At 43.5% G+C, this 17,462-nt stretch carries 17 protein-coding genes and 3 pseudogenes; 13 read left to right on the forward strand and 7 right to left on the reverse strand.

Annotation, left to right across the window (positions count from 1 at the left end):
* Positions 1-1,087: branched-chain amino acid ABC transporter permease (locus tag ACKTT2_RS03555; protein ID WP_407884045.1), on the reverse strand; the 1,087-nt coding region annotated here is incomplete at its 3' end.
* A 177-nt stretch (positions 1,088-1,264) separates the two neighbouring features.
* Between ACKTT2_RS03555 and ACKTT2_RS03560 the strand changes: the two genes are divergently transcribed.
* From ACKTT2_RS03560 to ACKTT2_RS03620, 13 genes and pseudogenes are all read left to right on the forward strand, one after another.
* Positions 1,265-1,462: a hypothetical protein gene (locus ACKTT2_RS03560; protein ID WP_407884047.1), complete on the forward strand. Its 198-nt coding sequence runs from the start codon at positions 1,265-1,267 to the stop codon at positions 1,460-1,462.
* Positions 1,463-1,532: 70 nt separating this feature from the next.
* Positions 1,533-1,784, forward strand: coding sequence for a cytotoxic translational repressor of toxin-antitoxin stability system (locus ACKTT2_RS03565; RefSeq protein WP_407884078.1), 252 nt, complete (start codon positions 1,533-1,535; stop codon positions 1,782-1,784).
* A 105-nt stretch (positions 1,785-1,889) separates the two neighbouring features.
* Complete coding sequence (locus ACKTT2_RS03570; protein ID WP_407884049.1) at positions 1,890-3,476, forward strand: glucose-6-phosphate isomerase; 1,587 nt, start codon at positions 1,890-1,892, stop codon at positions 3,474-3,476.
* Positions 3,477-4,138: 662 nt separating this feature from the next.
* Complete coding sequence (locus ACKTT2_RS03575; RefSeq protein ID WP_407884051.1) at positions 4,139-4,591, forward strand: cupin domain-containing protein; 453 nt, start codon at positions 4,139-4,141, stop codon at positions 4,589-4,591.
* Between the two features lie 192 nt (positions 4,592-4,783).
* Positions 4,784-5,104, forward strand: coding sequence for a hypothetical protein (locus tag ACKTT2_RS03580; protein ID WP_407884053.1), 321 nt, complete (start codon positions 4,784-4,786; stop codon positions 5,102-5,104).
* Positions 5,101-5,445 carry an aspartyl protease gene (locus ACKTT2_RS03585; RefSeq protein ID WP_407884055.1) on the forward strand — a complete coding sequence of 115 codons (345 nt, stop codon included), beginning with the start codon at positions 5,101-5,103 and terminating at the stop codon, positions 5,443-5,445. Before ACKTT2_RS03580 ends, ACKTT2_RS03585 begins: the two co-directional genes overlap by 4 nt.
* A gap of 183 nt (positions 5,446-5,628) precedes the next feature.
* Positions 5,629-5,952: a hypothetical protein gene (locus tag ACKTT2_RS03590; protein ID WP_407884057.1), complete on the forward strand. Its 324-nt coding sequence runs from the start codon at positions 5,629-5,631 to the stop codon at positions 5,950-5,952.
* 73 nt (positions 5,953-6,025) lie between these two features.
* Positions 6,026-6,346, forward strand: coding sequence for a hypothetical protein (locus ACKTT2_RS03595; RefSeq protein ID WP_407884059.1), 321 nt, complete (start codon positions 6,026-6,028; stop codon positions 6,344-6,346).
* A pseudogene (locus ACKTT2_RS03600) lies at positions 6,343-6,426 on the forward strand (aspartyl protease); the annotation flags it as partial. The gene ACKTT2_RS03595 and the pseudogene ACKTT2_RS03600, both read left to right, overlap by 4 nt.
* Positions 6,427-6,482: 56 nt before the next feature.
* Positions 6,483-6,773, forward strand: a complete 291-nt coding sequence (locus ACKTT2_RS03605) for a DUF2281 domain-containing protein (RefSeq protein ID WP_407884061.1) — start codon at positions 6,483-6,485, stop codon at positions 6,771-6,773.
* The gene (locus tag ACKTT2_RS03610; protein WP_407884063.1) at positions 6,773-7,216 is read left to right on the forward strand and encodes a type II toxin-antitoxin system VapC family toxin; all 444 of its coding nucleotides are present in this window, start codon (positions 6,773-6,775) and stop codon (positions 7,214-7,216) included. The genes ACKTT2_RS03605 and ACKTT2_RS03610 overlap by 1 nt, the downstream gene beginning before the upstream one ends.
* 34 nt (positions 7,217-7,250) lie before the next feature.
* Positions 7,251-7,379: pseudogene (locus tag ACKTT2_RS03615) on the forward strand (aspartyl protease); the annotation flags it as partial.
* 239 nt (positions 7,380-7,618) lie between these two features.
* Positions 7,619-7,759 (forward strand): effector-associated domain EAD1-containing protein, encoded by a 141-nt coding sequence (locus tag ACKTT2_RS03620; RefSeq protein ID WP_407884065.1) that lies wholly within the window; start codon positions 7,619-7,621, stop codon positions 7,757-7,759.
* Here the strand turns inward: ACKTT2_RS03620 and ACKTT2_RS03625 are convergent.
* The 6 genes and pseudogenes from ACKTT2_RS03625 to ACKTT2_RS03650 form a co-directional block, all read right to left on the reverse strand.
* Positions 7,759-7,953, reverse strand: a pseudogene (locus ACKTT2_RS03625) (IS630 family transposase); the annotation flags it as partial. The gene ACKTT2_RS03620 and the pseudogene ACKTT2_RS03625 overlap by 1 nt on opposite strands.
* Positions 7,954-8,046: 93 nt before the next feature.
* Positions 8,047-8,433, reverse strand: a complete 387-nt coding sequence (locus ACKTT2_RS03630; protein WP_407884067.1) for a choice-of-anchor Q domain-containing protein — start codon at positions 8,431-8,433, stop codon at positions 8,047-8,049.
* Between the two features lie 92 nt (positions 8,434-8,525).
* The gene (locus tag ACKTT2_RS03635; protein ID WP_407884069.1) at positions 8,526-11,381 is read right to left on the reverse strand and encodes a beta strand repeat-containing protein; all 2,856 of its coding nucleotides are present in this window, start codon (positions 11,379-11,381) and stop codon (positions 8,526-8,528) included.
* Between the two features lie 143 nt (positions 11,382-11,524).
* On the reverse strand, positions 11,525-14,752 hold the full coding sequence (locus ACKTT2_RS03640; protein ID WP_407884071.1) for a beta strand repeat-containing protein: 3,228 nt from the start codon (positions 14,750-14,752) through the stop codon (positions 11,525-11,527).
* A 64-nt stretch (positions 14,753-14,816) separates the two neighbouring features.
* Complete coding sequence (locus tag ACKTT2_RS03645; RefSeq protein WP_407884074.1) at positions 14,817-16,508, reverse strand: beta strand repeat-containing protein; 1,692 nt, start codon at positions 16,506-16,508, stop codon at positions 14,817-14,819.
* A gap of 153 nt (positions 16,509-16,661) precedes the next feature.
* A partial coding sequence (locus ACKTT2_RS03650; protein ID WP_407884076.1) for a class I SAM-dependent methyltransferase occupies positions 16,662-17,462 on the reverse strand: 801 nt, incomplete at its 5' end.

Here is a 17,462-nt window from a genome sequence, read left to right on the forward strand (position 1 = left end):
GAGGACGCCAAATCATCAGCACCATCAAAAGTAGACCAATAATCATGATACGTAGAGCACTTAACTGGTCTGAATTTAAGGGTATGATTTTATCTAAATTGCGCGTACCTTCATAGTAAATAAAGTAAATAATCGCGCCAAGGATTGTGCCAAGATTGTTACCAGAGCCTCCGAGAATGACCATAATCCATGCGTTGAAAGTTTCTTGCGGTTCAAAATTATTAGGATAAATTGCCGCAATTTGCCATGCAATAAAAGCACCAGAAAGTCCAGCAATCGCACCTCCTAACATGAGGGATTGTACTTTATACCAGAAAACGTTTTTTCCTAGTGCTTTGGGAATTTCTTCATCTTCACGGATAGCTTTGAGTATGCGACCCCAAGGCGATCTTACTAAAATCTCCAACCGCCAGAATACAAAAGCTAAAACTATAAGTGATAGCAGCATCAGACCGGCTTTTGGGTCGTAATCATACAATTTTATCGCACCAGAAATATAAATTGCTGCTATTAACAATGCTAAGAAAATTCCTACGATTAAACGCAAGATAAATTCTTGTTTATTAACAGTTCTTTTATTAGAATCGGGATGTGCAATTTGAGCAGAGCGAATCCATCGCCACAACTGCCATAACGCGATCGCAGCGAGAAGAGTTAACAGTGCGATTGTCAAAACTTTGATAAATATATTTGGTACAAGAGTTGCTAGAGGGATAGGGTAACTTTGTAGACCAAACGCACCCGGTCGCCATTGGTTTCCTACAGGTAAATCTTGGTTATTGACCACTAGTCGAATGAGTTCGCCTACACCGATAGTGACAATTGCCAGGTAATCTTCCCGCAAGCGTAGCGTTGAGAAACCGATGAGTAATCCTAACAGTGCGGCAATAACAGATCCTACAATTGCTGAGAGGATGATGGGGATACCCTTAAGGGTTAATATGACAGTGGTGTAAGCACCGAGTGTCATAAAGGCGACATGACCAAAGTTAATTAAGCCTGTAAAACCCCACTGTAAGTTCAGTCCCAAACTGAATAAAGCAAAGATCGACGTAGAAATTGTGAGAAAAATTAGGTATTCTGCCATAGGAAGTTAGTGGTTACTGAATATTGGGCATTGGGCATTGGGCATTGGGCATTGGGCATTGGGCATAGTTATTAATCTTCCTCCCTTGTCCCCAGTCCCCAGTCCTCAGTCCCAAATTTGTTAAACATTGCCATGGTTATGGGAACACTATAATGGATGGCTGTTTGGGTAAAGTGTATGAATTTGTTGCGAATTAGGATACATCATTTGATTGAGCAGTTGGCGGATGAGGATTTGGAGCGTTTTTGGCATTCGGTACACGCAATGCATTGTGACTTTTATATGCTGAAAGCTATACAAGAAGTCAAGCGATCGCAGCAACCTTGGGATACTCTCACCCATGAAGAAGCGTTGCGACTGTTGATTTTTTCGTAAATTGTCCTTAGCCAGTGACCACCTGACCAATGACCAATGACCAATGACGAGTGAGTAATGATTTGTGAGAATCGAAGTGCGCTATGCGAGGTCTTTTTTAAAAGATCTTAAGAGTTTAGAGCCTGCAGCATACCAGCGGGTCTATGATTTTGTTTTTATTGAATTTGCTAAAAAGGGTTTGCTGCACTGTTTGCCAGAGATGCGCCAGATTGACAGCGAGGGGATTTTTTACCGTTTTACCGTAGATGATTATTTGATAGGATTAGAGGTTAAAGGGGAAATTGTCAAGTTCCTTAGGGTCATACCTATGCCAGATGTTTAAGCTTTAGAGTTAAGCAAACACTTAAAACTGTATAAGAGAGACCGAGGAACGAGAGCACCTTGGCTTAAACTTGTTGTTGAAAGTCACTTTACTTGAGAATTCCCTATGGACGCTACGGCACTTTGGCAGCGATACCAGCAATGGTTATATTTCCATGAAGGATTAGGCTTGTACTTAGATGTTAGCCGGATGCGCTTTGACGATACCTTTGTCGAGAAGTTACAGCCGAAGTTTGAAAAAGCTTTTGCGGATATGGCGGAACTTGAGAAAGGTGCGATCGCCAATCCAGATGAAGACCGGATGGTTGGGCATTATTGGCTGAGAAATCCGGATTTAGCCCCATATCCAGAGCTAACCCAAGAAATTGTTGATTCAATCGAACAAATCGAGGATTTTGCTGATAAAATCCATACAGGTGGAATTCATCCCCCAAAAGCTCCCCGCTTCACCGATATTATCTCCATTGGTATAGGTGGTTCTGCCTTGGGTCCTGAATTCGTGGCTGAAGCCTTAGCCCCAGACTTCCCACCACTGGCAATCCACTTTATTGACAACACCGATCCAGCAGGAATTGACCGCATCTTAACTCAAGTGAGAAATCGCCTAGCTAGTACTTTAGTACTGGTAATTTCCAAATCTGGGGGAACGCCAGAACCCCGCAATGGTATGCTCGAAGTCAAGAAAGCATATGCCGGACAAAATTTGGACTTTACCCAGTATGCGATCGCCATCACCATGCCAGGGAGTAAGCTAGACGAACAAGCAAAATCTGAAAACTGGCTAGCAAGATTCCCCATGTTTGACTGGGTAGGAGGAAGAACCTCCGAAATGTCGGCGGTAGGGCTTGTACCAGCGGCGTTGCAAGGAATTGATATTCAAGCAATGCTAGAGGGGGCAAAAGAGATGGATGATGCTACCCGAATCCCCGATTTGAAAAAGAACCCAGCTGCATTGTTAGCATTGTCTTGGTATGCTGTAGGCAACGGACGCGGAGAAAAAGACATGGTTGTCCTACCTTATAAAGACAGCTTACTTTTATTCAGTCGCTACTTGCAACAGCTAGTGATGGAATCCTTGGGTAAAGAAAAGGATTTGGAAGGAAACATCGTCCACCAAGGAATAGCTGTGTACGGTAACAAAGGTTCAACCGACCAACACGCCTACGTTCAGCAGTTGCGAGACGGCGTGCCAAACTTCTTCGTTACCTTCATTGAAGTTTTGGAAGACCGCAAAGGTTCATCTCCAGAATTAGAACCCGGAATCACAGCAGGCGATTACCTGTCTGGTTTCCTCCAAGGAACCCGCCAAGCACTGTATGAAAACCAGAGGGATTCTATTACAGTTACCATTCCCCAAGTCAACCCCCGTACAGTGGGTGCATTGATTGCGTTATACGATCGCGCTGTTGGTTATTATGCCAGCTTAGTTGGTATCAACGCATACCATCAACCGGGGGTAGAAGCCGGTAAAAAAGCAGCCGCTACAATTCTTGAATTGCAAAAACGAGTTGCGGAAATCCTGCAAAATGAAAAAGCAGCCCTTTCTGTAGAAGAAATAGCAGCCAAAGCAGGTGCATCCGACCAAGTAGAAGCAATTTACAAGATTTTGCGACACTTACACATAAATCAGCGCGGTGTAGTGCTAGAAGGTAACCTTGGACAACCCAGCAGTTTAAAAGTTTCTCTCACCTGAGTTAGTCTAAATCCTGGATTTCTCAAAGAAGTCGGAGTATCCCCTCACCTCGTCACCTCGTTCCCAGGCTGAGCCTGGGAATGCCTTTTCAGGAGGCTCCGCCTCACGTGTTGATTTGTCACACGAGGCGGAGCCTCACAGTCTGGATTCACAAGCCTTAACTGGGAACGAGAAACGAGATCTGGTCATATTATCAAATAGCGCTAAAACGTAATAAATCAGGGTCAATCGTAGTAAAAGAGTTAGTCATCATTTGATTAACTCCCAAATGGGGTACGGTTTGCCTCGACACTGCTTTTAAACTTCACTCTAAGGTTCGGTGTTGCGCTATGACAATGTAGCCATGTTCCTCCCTCGACGCTTGGGACGCAGCATACCCATTAAGTCATGATTTAAAAGCGGACTTAAATCCTTGCGGATAACGTAGAATAAACAGTTCTACGCTGAGTCTGGTGAAGTCAGTTAACCGAATTACTCGGTTTCACTACGAATTACTTCGTTTTGTCTACTTCTCAAGCAAGGGATGTCACCTTCAATGACCTTGGAAGTATCATCTATCATAAATTTTACTTTTTTTATTATTAAAGTAACATATTTTAACATAGAGCATTTAAGATAGAAGTTAAGGCAGCTATCTTTAAATACCTTTTTAGGATACTCATATGGGTAAATACCGGGGGATAGAACTCCGTCAGATGGAATCCAGCAAAGGCGGAATGGTGGAGTTTTTTACAGCACAAGTCAGTGATGAAACTATGCTGGTACAAATTCCACCCAATACAATAGATGATTTATTCGTTCATAAAACACATACCAACCAGTTACTAATAGTAAAAGGTAAGTTTGTCCTTGTAAGCCTGCTTGACAAGCAGTATCAGTATATTCCTTTAAGTGAAGACCATCCTGTCATGGTCATCATTCCACCAGGTGTTCTACATGGAGCAATAAATTTGAGTTCGGAACCAGTTGTTTTAGTGAATGCTTTATTGCGTCACAAGCCACCTGTGGAACGAGATTATATTCCTCAAAAACGACCATTTCCTTACGATTTGGAAGCAGCAAAAGCAGCGTTGAAAAACTTAGAGGAGAGAAAACAAGTAGATAGTTTAGTGTAAATTGCCCTCACCCCCAACCCCCTCTCCCATTGGAAGAGGGGGCTTTTTAAGCTTTCTTCACCGCTGTCTATTTTATGTTTTGCCTAAATGAAACTAGAACTATAGGCAGAATGTTTTAGCGTTGATTTGATAGTCAGAGAGCATTTTAGTTTACTATTGAAATAGTAAGTAATTTTAAATGCATTGAACAATATGAGTGAACCAACATCACAAAAACCTGTACGTCGTCGAGTCAGATTATTCCCAGAACGGACTTTATCTCCAGAAGAACTTGCTAGACGAAAAGCAGAACGAGAAGTATTTCATAAACGCTGTCGGGCAATTTTTGAAAGAGTACGTTCCGAACTGATTGACAAATATTATGACTGGTACATAGCTGTTGAGCCAGATAGTGGAGATTATTTCATTGATGAAGATAAAGAAATTGCTCATAAAAAAGCTCTTCAAAAGTATCCAGATGCTGTACACTGCGTTTTTTGTTTAAATGAAATTGGAGCCACTGGCAGAATATGATGCGGGGTAAGTTTGGTAACAGAGGAGAGTTATTTTTTGAAATTGACTTGATTACTGCTGATGGATTAAATTTGCCTGTGGATGCTATGTTAGATACTGGATTCACAGGCTTTCTTGCTATCAAAAAACAAGATTTAGATGCTCTAGACTGGGCTTTTATTGGTGATGAACCTCTGCAAACAGCAAAGGGAGAAATTCTTTTTGAGGTTTATTCAGGTCAAGTGCTGTTAGATGGACAAGAGTATAAAATACCTGTTTTTGTTGGTGAAGAACTGACAGAAGTTTTGTTGGGTTCAGAGTGGTTAAAGATTCTACCGTTAACGGCTAATTATCAAGTATGAATACTGACGTTGGGATAAAGAAGGGCAATGCATCTACTTGTTCGCTCATAGTAAGAGAAATTTGGTTAATGCGATCGCCAGAATGAAATATGAGCTACAAGCAGAATGTTTGAGTTTTCATTCGATAGCTATAAAGTCTTTTAGTTTACTATTAAAGTAGTACTGATAAATTTGTTAAACACTTTGACTGAAACAACATCACAAACACCTGCACGTCGTCGAGGAAGAATATTTCCTGAAATTACCATACCACTAGAGGAACTAGCTAAGCAGAAGGCAGAAGATGAAGCATTTTTTCAACAGTGTTGGTCAATTCTTGAGCGAGTTCGTCCTAAATTGATTGAGCAACACTATGGTTGGTATATTGCAATTGAGCCAAATAGTGGAGACTATTTTATTGATTCTGATAAAATGCGAGCACATCAAAAAGTACTTCACAAATACCCCAATTGCGACCACTTTGTATTCTGTTTAAATGAAACTGGAGCCACAGGCAGAATGTTTTAGCGTTGATTTGATAGTCAGAGAGCGTTTTAGTTTACTATTGAAATAGTAAGTAATTTTAAATGCATTGAACAATATGAGTGAACCAACATCACAAAAACCTGTACGTCGTCGAGTCAGATTATTCCCAGAACGGACTTTATCTCCAGAAGAACTTGCTAGACGAAAAGCAGAACGAGAAGTATTTCATAAACGCTGTCGGGCAATTTTTGAAAGAGTACGTTCCGAACTGATTGACAAATATTATGACTGGTACATAGCTGTTGAGCCAGATAGTGGAGATTATTTTATTGATGAAGATAAAGAAGCAGCAAGCCTGAAAGCACGTCAAAAGTACCCAAATACCGTTCACTGTATGTTTTGCTTAAATGAAGTTGGAGCCACTGGTAGAATATGATGCAGGGTACATTTGGTGAAAAAGGACAGCTATTTTTTGAAATTGAATTAATTACTGCTGATGGATTAAATTTGCCTGTGATTCGTAAACTTCCTGATACAATGAAGAAGGGAACGAGCGGAAATCAGAAGTAACTATGACAATAAAGGAACAACTGCTACAAGAAATTGAATCTAGCCCAGATAGTATTCTGGCTGAAACCCTAGACTTTTTACGCCGTTTAAAAACAAAAGAAACTGAAGCCAAAGCGAAACCAGAAGCCTTAGAATTTGCTGCTCATACTCCAGTAACTTCCACAGGACGCTCACTCTTAGAACATCTGAAAACAATTGGAAAATGGGAAGGTGATGATTTACAAGATTGTCTTCGCCTAGTCATCGCTACTCGTGGTAAAGCAAAATTTGATTACGATAACCTCTTTGAATAATGTACTTGTTGGACACAAATCATTGTAGTGCTGCTATTTTGGGCGATGCGAATCTACTTCGTCGCATTGCAGAAGTAGAAAACAGCTTAATTACAACCTGCGTCATTGTTCAAGGAGAACTGGTAGACATGGTAGAACGTTCTCAATACAGGGAAAGTAACTTAGACTTGATTCACCGTTTTCTTCAGGGTATATACATATACAATATTGATGCCTCTACTGCTACTATTTACGGTCAGTTAAAAGCAGCTTTATTTAATCAATTTGAACCTAAAGATAAAAGCAAACAGAGAAAAACTAAAATTGTTGATTTAGGTTTTGATGAAAACGACATTTGGATAGCAGCTATTGCGCTGCAAAATAATCTAACTGTTGTTTCTAGAGATAGCGATTTTTTAAGAATTCAACAGGTCAGAACTTTTACCCTGAAATCTTGGGTGTGATTTTAATAATATTTATTTCAGTAAGGCGCTTTGAGATAGACAAGAGTATAAAATACCTATTTTTGTAAGTGAAGAGCTGACAGAAGTTTTGTTGGGTTCAGAGTGGTTAAAGATTCTACCGTTAACGGCTAATTATCAAGCAGGAATACTGACGTTGGGATAAAGAAGGGCAATGCATCTACTTGTTCGCTCATAGTAAGAGAAATTTGGTTAACTCTGCGATCGCAGAAATGAACCACAGCAGATGCAGAGGCAAAATTTATGTTTCTACAAAGCTTGAAATTCCACCTTGTTGTAAACATCTGCTAATGAAATCTGAAACGGAATTGAAGTGAAACTTATACTTTCATCTTCTTGGTCATATTCACAAAGCAACCATCGTTTCTTTGCTGTTTTAGAAAATTGTTCAATATAAATTCGAGTGCAGAAGCACAGGGATGGGTTGAAGATTTAGTTCGTGCTGCACGTGAGTCGAACTCTGAAAACTTACAATTGCGAGCTATTGCTCAGGAATTGTTGACATCTTCTCCATCACCTGGCTAGTCGTAACGCTCTGGCTGATCTGGTACGTTTGGCAATGGTGTTCTAACTTCCTCTACAAGTTGATATGGAGTTTCATCAAAACAAATTACTAGACGTTTAGGATCTTTTGGTTCGTTGTATAAATCTAATACATCTTCCATTCTCAAAACATACTCGGCATTCACCAACGGTATGCACCACTGTTCTTTTAACCAACCTGAGTTCGACGTAAGCCCCTAACGGATGCGATCGCTCACCAACGTTGTTGTGGATGAAAAATTAACTCATGAAAGCAGAGATAGCATCCATTAGGCAAAGGAAAATTCAAATGCGCCAATATCGGCTCTACCGCCACTGATACGTGAGTTACCACGTTGGTCAGTGGTGGGGTCAGTTGGTAGTAAGATGCGGTCAGCTGCATTAATTGCCGGACTACCAGGACGGAAGGCAAAAGTTGGTGTGGAACCACCATTGAAGCGTAACGAATCTAACAAGGGGTCAATGGGGTTGGTGCTGGTACCGACAATATCTCCTGTACTGCCAAACCCACTGCTACCTGTGGGATCGCCAATCAGGTTGTAGCCATCACTGGTAAAATTGCCAGACACATCCGGATTAACACCGCCCAAATTCAGAAGGTTAGAGGCGATAATCGTGTTTCTCGCTCTGGCCGTACCGTTAGTATCATTGAACACACCGCTACCATTGGTAGCTCGGTTAAGAGTGATTGTACTAAACAGCAGCGTTAGATCTCGATTAGAGAAGATACCGCCACCGTTGTTGGCAGCTAGGTTACTACTGAGGGTACTGTCCTGGTAATGTTACTGTCTAAAGTGCTGTTGCTGACTTCAAGTGTACCCGTGTTGTAAATTCCGCCACCCTCACTTCTCCTAGAAAAGGGTGCTATATCATCTTGTCTTAAAGCAGCACGTGCTTCATTGCTGATGAGGGTACTATTTTTAACTACTAAGGTAGCAATGTTATAAATACCACCGCCATTGCTGCTATTACTGAAGATGCCACTTGCCAAGTTGTTACTGAGAGTGCTGTTGTTTACTATTATGCTGCCAGCGTTCCAGACACCCCCACCATCACGTGCTGCTGTATTATTTCGTAAAGTACTACCGTCGAGCGATACGATCGTCGTACCGGAAGCAGACCTATTCCAAATAGCACCACCGTCGAGTGCTGCTCTGTTATCCTCCAAGGTGCTGCTACTCACATTTACAGTACCGCTAAATAGAGCAATACCACCACCACTACTTGAGGAGTTGTTACCGATGGTGCTATTGCTGACTGTAACAGTACGATCGCTATAGTTAACAATGCCACCACCGACTTGACCGGCTTCGTTACTGCCGATGGTACTATTGCTGATTTCAAAGGTACCGCTAAAGTTAGCAATACCGCCACCGTCTTGGATTGCCGAGTTACTACTGAAAGTGCTGTTGTTCACTGTCACAGTGCCGTCAGCATTGTTAGAGATGCCGCCGCCATAGTCGGCGGAGTTGCGGTTGAAACTGCTGTTAGTCACTCTCACGGCACCACCGTTGTAGATCCCGCCCCCACTGTCCAACTTACCCTGTGCTTGGTTATGACTTAGAGTAGTGCCGTTTACTTCCAAGGTACCTGAGATGTTATAGATGCCTCCCCCGTTACGTGCTGCCGAGTTCCCATCGAGAGTGCTGTTGCTTACATTTACGGTACCACTGCTAGAGTTGTAGATTCCACCGCCGTTTTGAGTTGCTGAGTTACTGTTGAGGGTGCTATTGCCTAGTGTCAAGGTACCGTTACTGTTCCAGATCCCCCCGCCATCTCTAGCGGCGGTGTTATTAGTGATGACACTGTCGTTCACATTTACAGTGGAACGAGTCATTCTAAAGAGAAAGCTTTCAGAATAAATACCGCCGCCAGATACGTTTGCTGAGTTATTATTGATGGTGGTGTTGCTTAAGGTTAAAGTACTACTTTCGATGTAGATGCCACCACCAAGATTTGCTGAGTTATTATTGATGGTGCAGTTGCTTAGGGTTCCTGAGCCGTAGATGCCACCACCAAGATTTGCTGAGTTATTATTGATGGTGCAGTTGCTTAGGGTTCCTGAGCCGTAGATGCCACCACCAAACTCTGCTGAGTTGTTACTGATGGCGGTGTTGCTTATACTTAGGGTTCCTGAGGTCAAGAAGAAGCTAGCATAGCCGCCGCCCCTACCGCCTTCTAATGCCAAGTTGCCGCTAATGATGCTGTTGCTTACCGTTACGGTACCACCTTGGATAGAGATGCCACCGCCACCGCTAAAGCCAAAACCCCTACTTGTGCGGTTGCCGCTAATGGTACTGTTATCTAATGTTAGAGTGCCCCTGTTCGAGATGCCACCACCATCGTTAAAGGTAAGACCGCTTGTTGAGTTGTCACTGAGAGTGCTGTTGCTCACTCTCAGAGTACCGCTGTTGAAGATTCCACCGCCACTGCCCGTGCCGCCCTCGCGAGTACCAATCGCCCTGTTACCATTGAAGGTGCTGTCGCTCACTATCAGGGTGCCGCTGTTGGATATCCCACCGCCAGTGCCATTCCCTCCACCTCTTGGGGCGGCAGCACCATCGGCATTTACCTCGTTGTTGCTGACAGTACTGTTGCTTACTGTTAAGGTACCGTTGTTTGAGATACCCCCACCGGAACCAATTCGACTACTTACCGCATTAGTCTTGAGTGTGCTGTTTCTCACTGTTAAGGTGCCGTTGTTATAAATGCCGCCACCACTAGTCCTATCAGTGCTAAAGCCAGATTCACCAGCACTTGCGAGGTTAGTTTCTAATGTGCTGTTGCTCACTGTTAAGGTATCGTTATTATAAATGCCGCCACCACTACTAGAGCCACCACTTGCGAGGTTATTTTTGAGCGTGCTATTGCTCAGCGTTAAGGTACCGTTGTTATAAATGCCGCCACCAGAACCGTCGAAGCCTCTTTCAAATCTGACTCCACGGAAGGCGGTTGCACTGTTGCTGTCCACAGTGCTATTGTTCAACGTTAGGATACCTGTGTTATAAATGCCGCCACCATAAACAGCTTCCAAGTTAGAAGTCGCGTCCCGATTGCGAAAAACGTTGTTGTTACGAACAATGGTGTTGTCGAGGGTGAGTAGACCACTGTTTTTAATCCCACCACCGTTGTCATTGATGACGCTGCCATCGGCGATAATTAATCCAGACAGGTTAACTGTTGCGTCCGCGCCAATTTCAAACACTCGTGAAGCATTGTTGCCACTGACTGTAAGCAGGTTTGCACCTGTTAATGGGTCAACTAGGGCACTGAGATTTAGGCTATCGGTAATACTGAGCTGTCCTAAGCTAAGGGTGATGGTTTGTGCATTGGCAAAGATGGTAGAATCAAAAACGATCGCGTCTTCGCCTGCGCTCGCGTTGGCTCGAGCGATCGCTTCACGCAAAGTGGTGACACCATCGTTGGCATCAATGACATCAGCAATACTGTTGACCGTAATAATGGCACCTAAGTTGGTTAGGGATCTGCCACTGTGTATCGGGTCTAGCAGATAACTAGAATTGAAGTCTGGTGTGATGGATGCATTGAATGCGCCTGACAAAGTCTCAGAACTATCCCAAGCAGAGGTAGATAAGAAGTCCATAGATTTGGGTTCGTTGATTTTATTGGTTGATATTGAAATTCATGTGTTGGTAAGCGATCGCTTCGTTCACCAATCTCACTTCTATGCTTCAGTGCACCAAGCTTGCTCGGTGAACGATAGTGAAGAGTTCCGTGCAGCACCCATTAGGCAAAGGAAAATTCAAAAGCGCCAATATCGGCTCTACCACCACTGACACGTGGGTTACCACGTTGGTCAGTGGTGGGGTCAGTTGGCAGTAAGATGGGATCGCCTGCATTAATTGCCGGACTACCAGGAAGGAGAGCAAAAGTTGTTGTGGCACCACCATTCAAGCTCAACGGATCTAACAGGGGGTCGATGAGGTTGATGTTGGTGCCAACAATGTCTCCTACAGATCCAAAGCCTGTGCTGCCTGTAGCACTACCAATCAAGTTGTAGCCATTGCTAGTAAAATTGCCTGACACGTCCGGACCAGAACTGAAACCAGGGAAAAAGGAGTTGACGGCGATAATTGTGTTTCGGACTACAGTAAAAGCACCAGTAGTGTTGAACACGCTCCCAGTAGTGGAAGTTTGGTTACGGGCGATCGTACTAAACACCAATGACAGGCTGCCATTGTTATAGATCCCACTACCAGCGCCGCTAGCCCTAGCGCCGGATGCTAGGTTACCACTGATGGTACTGTTACTCGCATTCAGCGTACCGTCGTTAGTAATACCGCCGCCTACAGCGATACCACTGCTGCTGCTGACTGCGCTATTGTCAGCGATGGTGCTGTTTGCGATCTTCGCGATCCCCAGGTTTGCGATCGCCCCACCACTTACAGCCGCAGAAGCACCGACATTATTGCGACTTATGGTGCTGTTCGTTATCTCTAAAATGCCTGTGACATCGTTAACAATACTGCCACCTCTACCACGACCATTGCTACTGACTCTGTTATCGCTGAGGCTGCTATCGATCGCAAACGCGATTCCACTGTTGTAAAGACCGCCTGCATTAACGCTACCAAAGAAATTCGATCTACTTGCGTAATTGCTGCTTAATTCAGTGTTACGTAGCGTAAGGTTACCTGTGTTGTAAATCCCACCCCCAAAGGCTTCTCCAAATTCAATAGTTACAGTGTTATTAGTAACTCTGCTGTTGTCTAAGGTGAGGATACCACTGTTGTGTACACCACCGCCATTTATCACTCCACCATCATTTAAGATGACTGAGTTAGTGGCGATCGTAGTGTTACTCGCATTGACAGTACCGCCACTGAAGTTAGTCATCCCACCACCCTCAAAGCGTGCTTTGTTACTCTCCAAGGTGGTGTTGCTGAGTATGAGATTGTTACGGTTCCAGATGCCACCACCGCTAACGAATGCTTCGTTCTTCCTCACAGTGGTGCTGTCCACGTTCAAAGTACCAGAGTTAAAGATACTACCCCCAATGTTGCTTGCTCTATTAGCTTCCAAGGTGCTACCGTTCACATTGGTAGTGCCGTCACCATTATTCGAGATGCCGCCACTATCACGAGCCGAGTTGTTGCTGATGGAACTACTACTTACCGTGGTGGTACCGCCCGCATTCCAGATCCCACCACCACTAACAAATGCTGAGTTCCCACTGAAGTTGCTACTGCTGAGTTCAAAAGTACCGAAGTTCCAGACACCTCCACCATCTTGGTTAGCGAAGTTACTACTGATGGTGCTGTTACCCACTACCAAGGTGCCGTTGTTCCAAATCCCACCGCCATTTGTGGCGGTATTACTACCAATAATGCTATTGCTCACTTTAACAGTACTGCCACTACTCACATTACTCAAGATGCCACCACCTTGATTAGCAGTATTATTAGTGATGACGCTATCGCTTATATTGACAGTGGTAACAGTTATGAAACTACCGATTGAAATACCGCCACCACTAAAGCCTGCCGAGTTGTTATTGATGATGCTACTACTAATATTCAAAGTTCCTGAGGTGAGGATACTACCACCACTAAAGCGTGCCGAGTTGTTATTGATGTTGCTACTGCTGACACTCAAATTACCTGAGTTATAGATACCACCGCCTCCATTTTGCGAGTTATTGTTATTGATGGTGCTATTGCTAAGACTCAAATTACCTGTGTTGTTGATGCCACCACCTAAATTGTTAGTCGAGTTATTATTGATAGTACTGTTGCTCACTGTCGCAGTACCACCATCAATGGAGATACCACCGCCACCAAAACTACTCAAGATAGTTGCTATGTTATTACTTAAAGTACTATCGTTGAGCGTTAAAGTTCCGTTGCTACTATAGATGCCGCCACCACCGCCTGCGCTACCAGTGGCTGCCGAATTGCCACTTAGAGTGCTGTAGCTAACAACTACTGTACCATTAGTGTTATAAATACTACCACCAGCACAAAAAGCACTGAAGCTGCCGATTGCGTTCGCAGTTCCATTTGCCTTATTGCCAGTGAGGGTACTGTAATTAACATTTAAATTACCTATATTATATATACCACCACCAAGAGTGTTATTGCTACTACTTGCCTCATTATTACTCAGTGTGCTATAAGTAAATTCGAGATTGCCGTCATTATATATACCTCCTCCAGCCGTACCGAGACCACTAGATCTATTGCTATTTACTGTGCTGTTGCTTATCTTTAAGGTTCCGTTATTATATATACCACCCCCAGATCCGCTAACGCCTCTTCTCATGTCAAAAGGTCCTGAGGGTCTTGCCGATCCCATAAAGGCATTTACTGTGTTGCTGCTGATGGTACTATTATTTAGTGTCAATGTACCAGCGTTGTAAATGCCGCCACCATAAACAACTGACACGTCAGACGTTGGCTCTCCATTAGCAAAAACGCTGTGATTACGAACAATAGTGTGCTCTAGGATGAGGGTACCACTATTTCTAATCCCACCACCGTTGTCATTTATAACTCTGCCATTGGCAACAATCATTCCAGAAAGGTTAACTGTTATGCCTGTGCCAATCTCAAGCACTCGCGAAGCATTGTTGCCACTGATTGTAAGCAGGTTTGCACCTGTTAAGGGGTCAACTGGGGCGGCTATATTCAGGCTATCGGTGATATTAAGTTGCCCCAAGCTAAGAGTAATGGTTTGTGCATTGGCAAAGATTGAAGAATCAAAGACGATCGCATCAACGCCTGCGAGTGCGTTGGCTCGAGCGATCGCTTCGCGCAGAGTCGTCACACCATCGTTGTCATCGATAATATCAGCAATACTGTTGACCGTAATAATGGCACCCAAGCTTGTCAGGGATGTGCTATTGTGTATCGGATCTAGTAGATTACCAGAATTAAAGTCTGGTGTGATGGATGGATTGAATGCGCCTGACAAAGTTTGAGAACTATCCCACGCAGAGGTAGATAAGAAGTCCATAGGTTTAAGTCCGTTGATTTTGTTAGTTGATGTTAAGATTCATGTGTTGGTGAGCGATCGCTTACTAACGTTGTTGTGGATGAAAAATTAACTCATGAATGCAGAGATAGCATCCATTAGGCAAAGGAAAATTCAAATGCGCCAATATCGGCTCTACCACCACTATGCCGCCTCCGTTAACGGCTTGGTTGAGGGTAAGAGTGCTAAACACCAGTGTCAGGGTACCGGAGTTCGATATACCGCCACCGTTGCCAAAGGTTCCAGGTGCTACGTTGTCGCTTATAGTACTGTTGCTTATCGTTGCGGTACCTGTGTTACCAATACCGCCGCCTGCGCTACTAAGACTGCCATTGACTGAGTTACCGCTGATGGTGCTGTTGTTTACAGTCAGAGTACCATTGTTATCGTTCAAGATCCCACCGCCTGTACCACTAAACCCACCGCCAAATAAGTTATCTCTTATGGTGCTGTTGCTCACGCTCGCGGTACCCGTATTGTAAATGCCGCCACCACCACTCTCTCTGCTAGTAAATGCCCTGTTGTTACTTAAGGTACTGTTACTTACACTCAAAATGCTGTCAGTGTTGTTATAAATACCACCACCGCCGCCGAGCAATCTTCCTCCTGCCTGATTGCTGCTAAGAGTGCTATCACTTACCGTTACGTTACCACCATTACTGTTGTAGATACCACCACCAAACGCGCCAATGCCACTACCACCAACTCTTATCAAGTTGCTGCTGAGGATGCTATTGCTCACTATCACCGTACCATATATATTATATATACCTCCTCCATAGCTACTACTAAGTGTGGTTGTTGCCGAGTTGCTGTTGACAGCACTGTTGCTTATCGCCACGGTACCCGTGTTGTAAATGCCACCGCCAATGCTATCACCGTCGCCAATCGCTGAGTTGCTGCTGAGGTTACTGTTGTTCACCATCACGGTACCCCTGTTGTAAATACCACCACCAGAACCAATGAGGGTGAGGTTGGGTCTGCCAAGACCGTGCTGAAAGCCTGCTAAGTTATTACTTATGGTGCTGTTATCTACTGTGACGGTGCCTTCGTTATAGATACCACCGCCAACACTGCCACCAAGCTCGTTAATGACTGAGTTGCTGCTGAGAGTACTATTGTTTACAGCTATAGTACCCGTGTTGTAAATGCCACCACCACCATAAGTGGCATTTAAGTCAGCAGTTACAGTACTGTTGCGAACAGTACTTTTGTCCAACGTAAGGCTGCCACTGTTGTAAATCCCACCACCATTATCATTAACTACCCTACCATTGGCAATGTCCAACCCAGATAGGGTCACTGTTGCTCCCGCCCCAATCTCAAAGACTCGTGAAGTATCATTGCCACTAACTGTTACACGGTTTCCGCCATCGATCGTCAAGCTGTCAGTAATGCTGAGTTGCCCCAAACTCAAGGTAATCGTTTGCTCAGAAGCAAACTCCAACTCGTCGAACAAGATCGCGTCTAATCCTGCGATCGCATTTGCTTGAATAATAGCTTCGCGCAGAGTGGTAACGCCATCGTTCTCATCCAACACATCAGCAGTACTGTTTACTATGAAGGTTCGGTACTCATTCACTACAGTGTCGATGAACATGGTAGAACTGGTACTGACAAACCAGTTGTTACCACTAATAGAATTTTGTAAACTGTCAGAGTCGAAGTATGGTGTCACATATGCATCGAATGCCACTTGAGAAAGATTATCTAAATGCCCGGAAGAAGAGATGTTCATAGATTTAAGTCTTTCAATTATGGTGTATGTTCAAACTAAAAGTCATACCAAATCAGAACGGTTTCTTGTACTAAAAAATCAACCAGATTAATAAGAAAGTCCCTTCCAAAGAGAAACTCAGAAGGGGAACACAATTTTTACTTCCAGCCAGGTTTAAAATGAACGATGATAGTCCCAAGGACGACGATCGTCAGAAACTTTCTTCAATACACAAATATTACTAGGAATATATTTCATTCCTTGGCAATTTCCTTCAAAAGGATTCTGGAAAAAGCGCTTGATAATAACTTGTAAACGTTTAGAAAAGCTGGCTTTTGTATCAAAATTCACCAACTCATAATCTCTATTTGCTAAGATAAAAGAGACAACTTTTCTAATTCCGGTCATCCATATATCATCAAAAACAACATACCCTCCAACTTCTAACAATTTGTCAACTAAGAAGAAATCTACTAAGACGTAGTCGAATAAGTGGGAGCCATCTATAAAGGCAAAGTCAATTTTTTCTCCCTGTGCTATCAGCTGAGGTAAAACTTCATCAGCACAAGCCTCAAAAAATCTAAATTTGTCTGCATAACCTGCTCTTTGAACATTAAGTACTCCAATGGATTTCCACTCACTGTGTTGCATTGGATCGATCGCAATATGGCTTCCTCTACCTCTTTCATGATGTGCTTGGCAGAAAAATAGGGTAGACAAGCCATAAGCCATACCTATTTCCAACGTTCTTTCTAAGTGATTTTTTTGAATGAACTCCTGAAGAGTTGTGCCAAGATCGTAAGCAGTAGAAGTAGGAAAAGGATTTATCTCATTTCCTTGTGAATCTCTGACAGTTTGGGTTTGATAAATTTCCTGTAGTAGTTGCATGGTCGGTTCTCCTTTACGCAGTACAAGTTGGTACACTCGATAAGCTACCCAGGTGTAAGCCATTAACAGCAAGAGTATGCTTAGCCC

This window comes from Scytonema hankhaensis NUACC26 (assembly GCF_045865695.1).
GTDB lineage: Bacteria > Cyanobacteriota > Cyanobacteriia > Cyanobacteriales > Nostocaceae > Scytonema.

Coding starts and splice junctions, on each gene's coding strand:
- ACKTT2_RS03560 (WP_407884047.1), top strand. CDS start 1,265: ATGAATTTGTTGCGAATTAGGATACATCATTTGATTGAGCAGTTGGCG.
- ACKTT2_RS03605 (WP_407884061.1), top strand. CDS start 6,483: ATGACAATAAAGGAACAACTGCTACAAGAAATTGAATCTAGCCCAGAT.
- ACKTT2_RS03640 (WP_407884071.1), bottom strand. CDS start 14,752: ATGGACTTCTTATCTACCTCTGCGTGGGATAGTTCTCAAACTTTGTCA.
- ACKTT2_RS03610 (WP_407884063.1), top strand. CDS start 6,773: ATGTACTTGTTGGACACAAATCATTGTAGTGCTGCTATTTTGGGCGAT.
- ACKTT2_RS03570 (WP_407884049.1), top strand. CDS start 1,890: ATGGACGCTACGGCACTTTGGCAGCGATACCAGCAATGGTTATATTTC.
- ACKTT2_RS03575 (WP_407884051.1), top strand. CDS start 4,139: ATGGGTAAATACCGGGGGATAGAACTCCGTCAGATGGAATCCAGCAAA.
- ACKTT2_RS03585 (WP_407884055.1), top strand. CDS start 5,101: ATGATGCGGGGTAAGTTTGGTAACAGAGGAGAGTTATTTTTTGAAATT.
- ACKTT2_RS03595 (WP_407884059.1), top strand. CDS start 6,026: ATGAGTGAACCAACATCACAAAAACCTGTACGTCGTCGAGTCAGATTA.
- ACKTT2_RS03580 (WP_407884053.1), top strand. CDS start 4,784: ATGAGTGAACCAACATCACAAAAACCTGTACGTCGTCGAGTCAGATTA.
- ACKTT2_RS03635 (WP_407884069.1), bottom strand. CDS start 11,381: ATGGACTTCTTATCTACCTCTGCTTGGGATAGTTCTGAGACTTTGTCA.
- ACKTT2_RS03645 (WP_407884074.1), bottom strand. CDS start 16,508: ATGAACATCTCTTCTTCCGGGCATTTAGATAATCTTTCTCAAGTGGCA.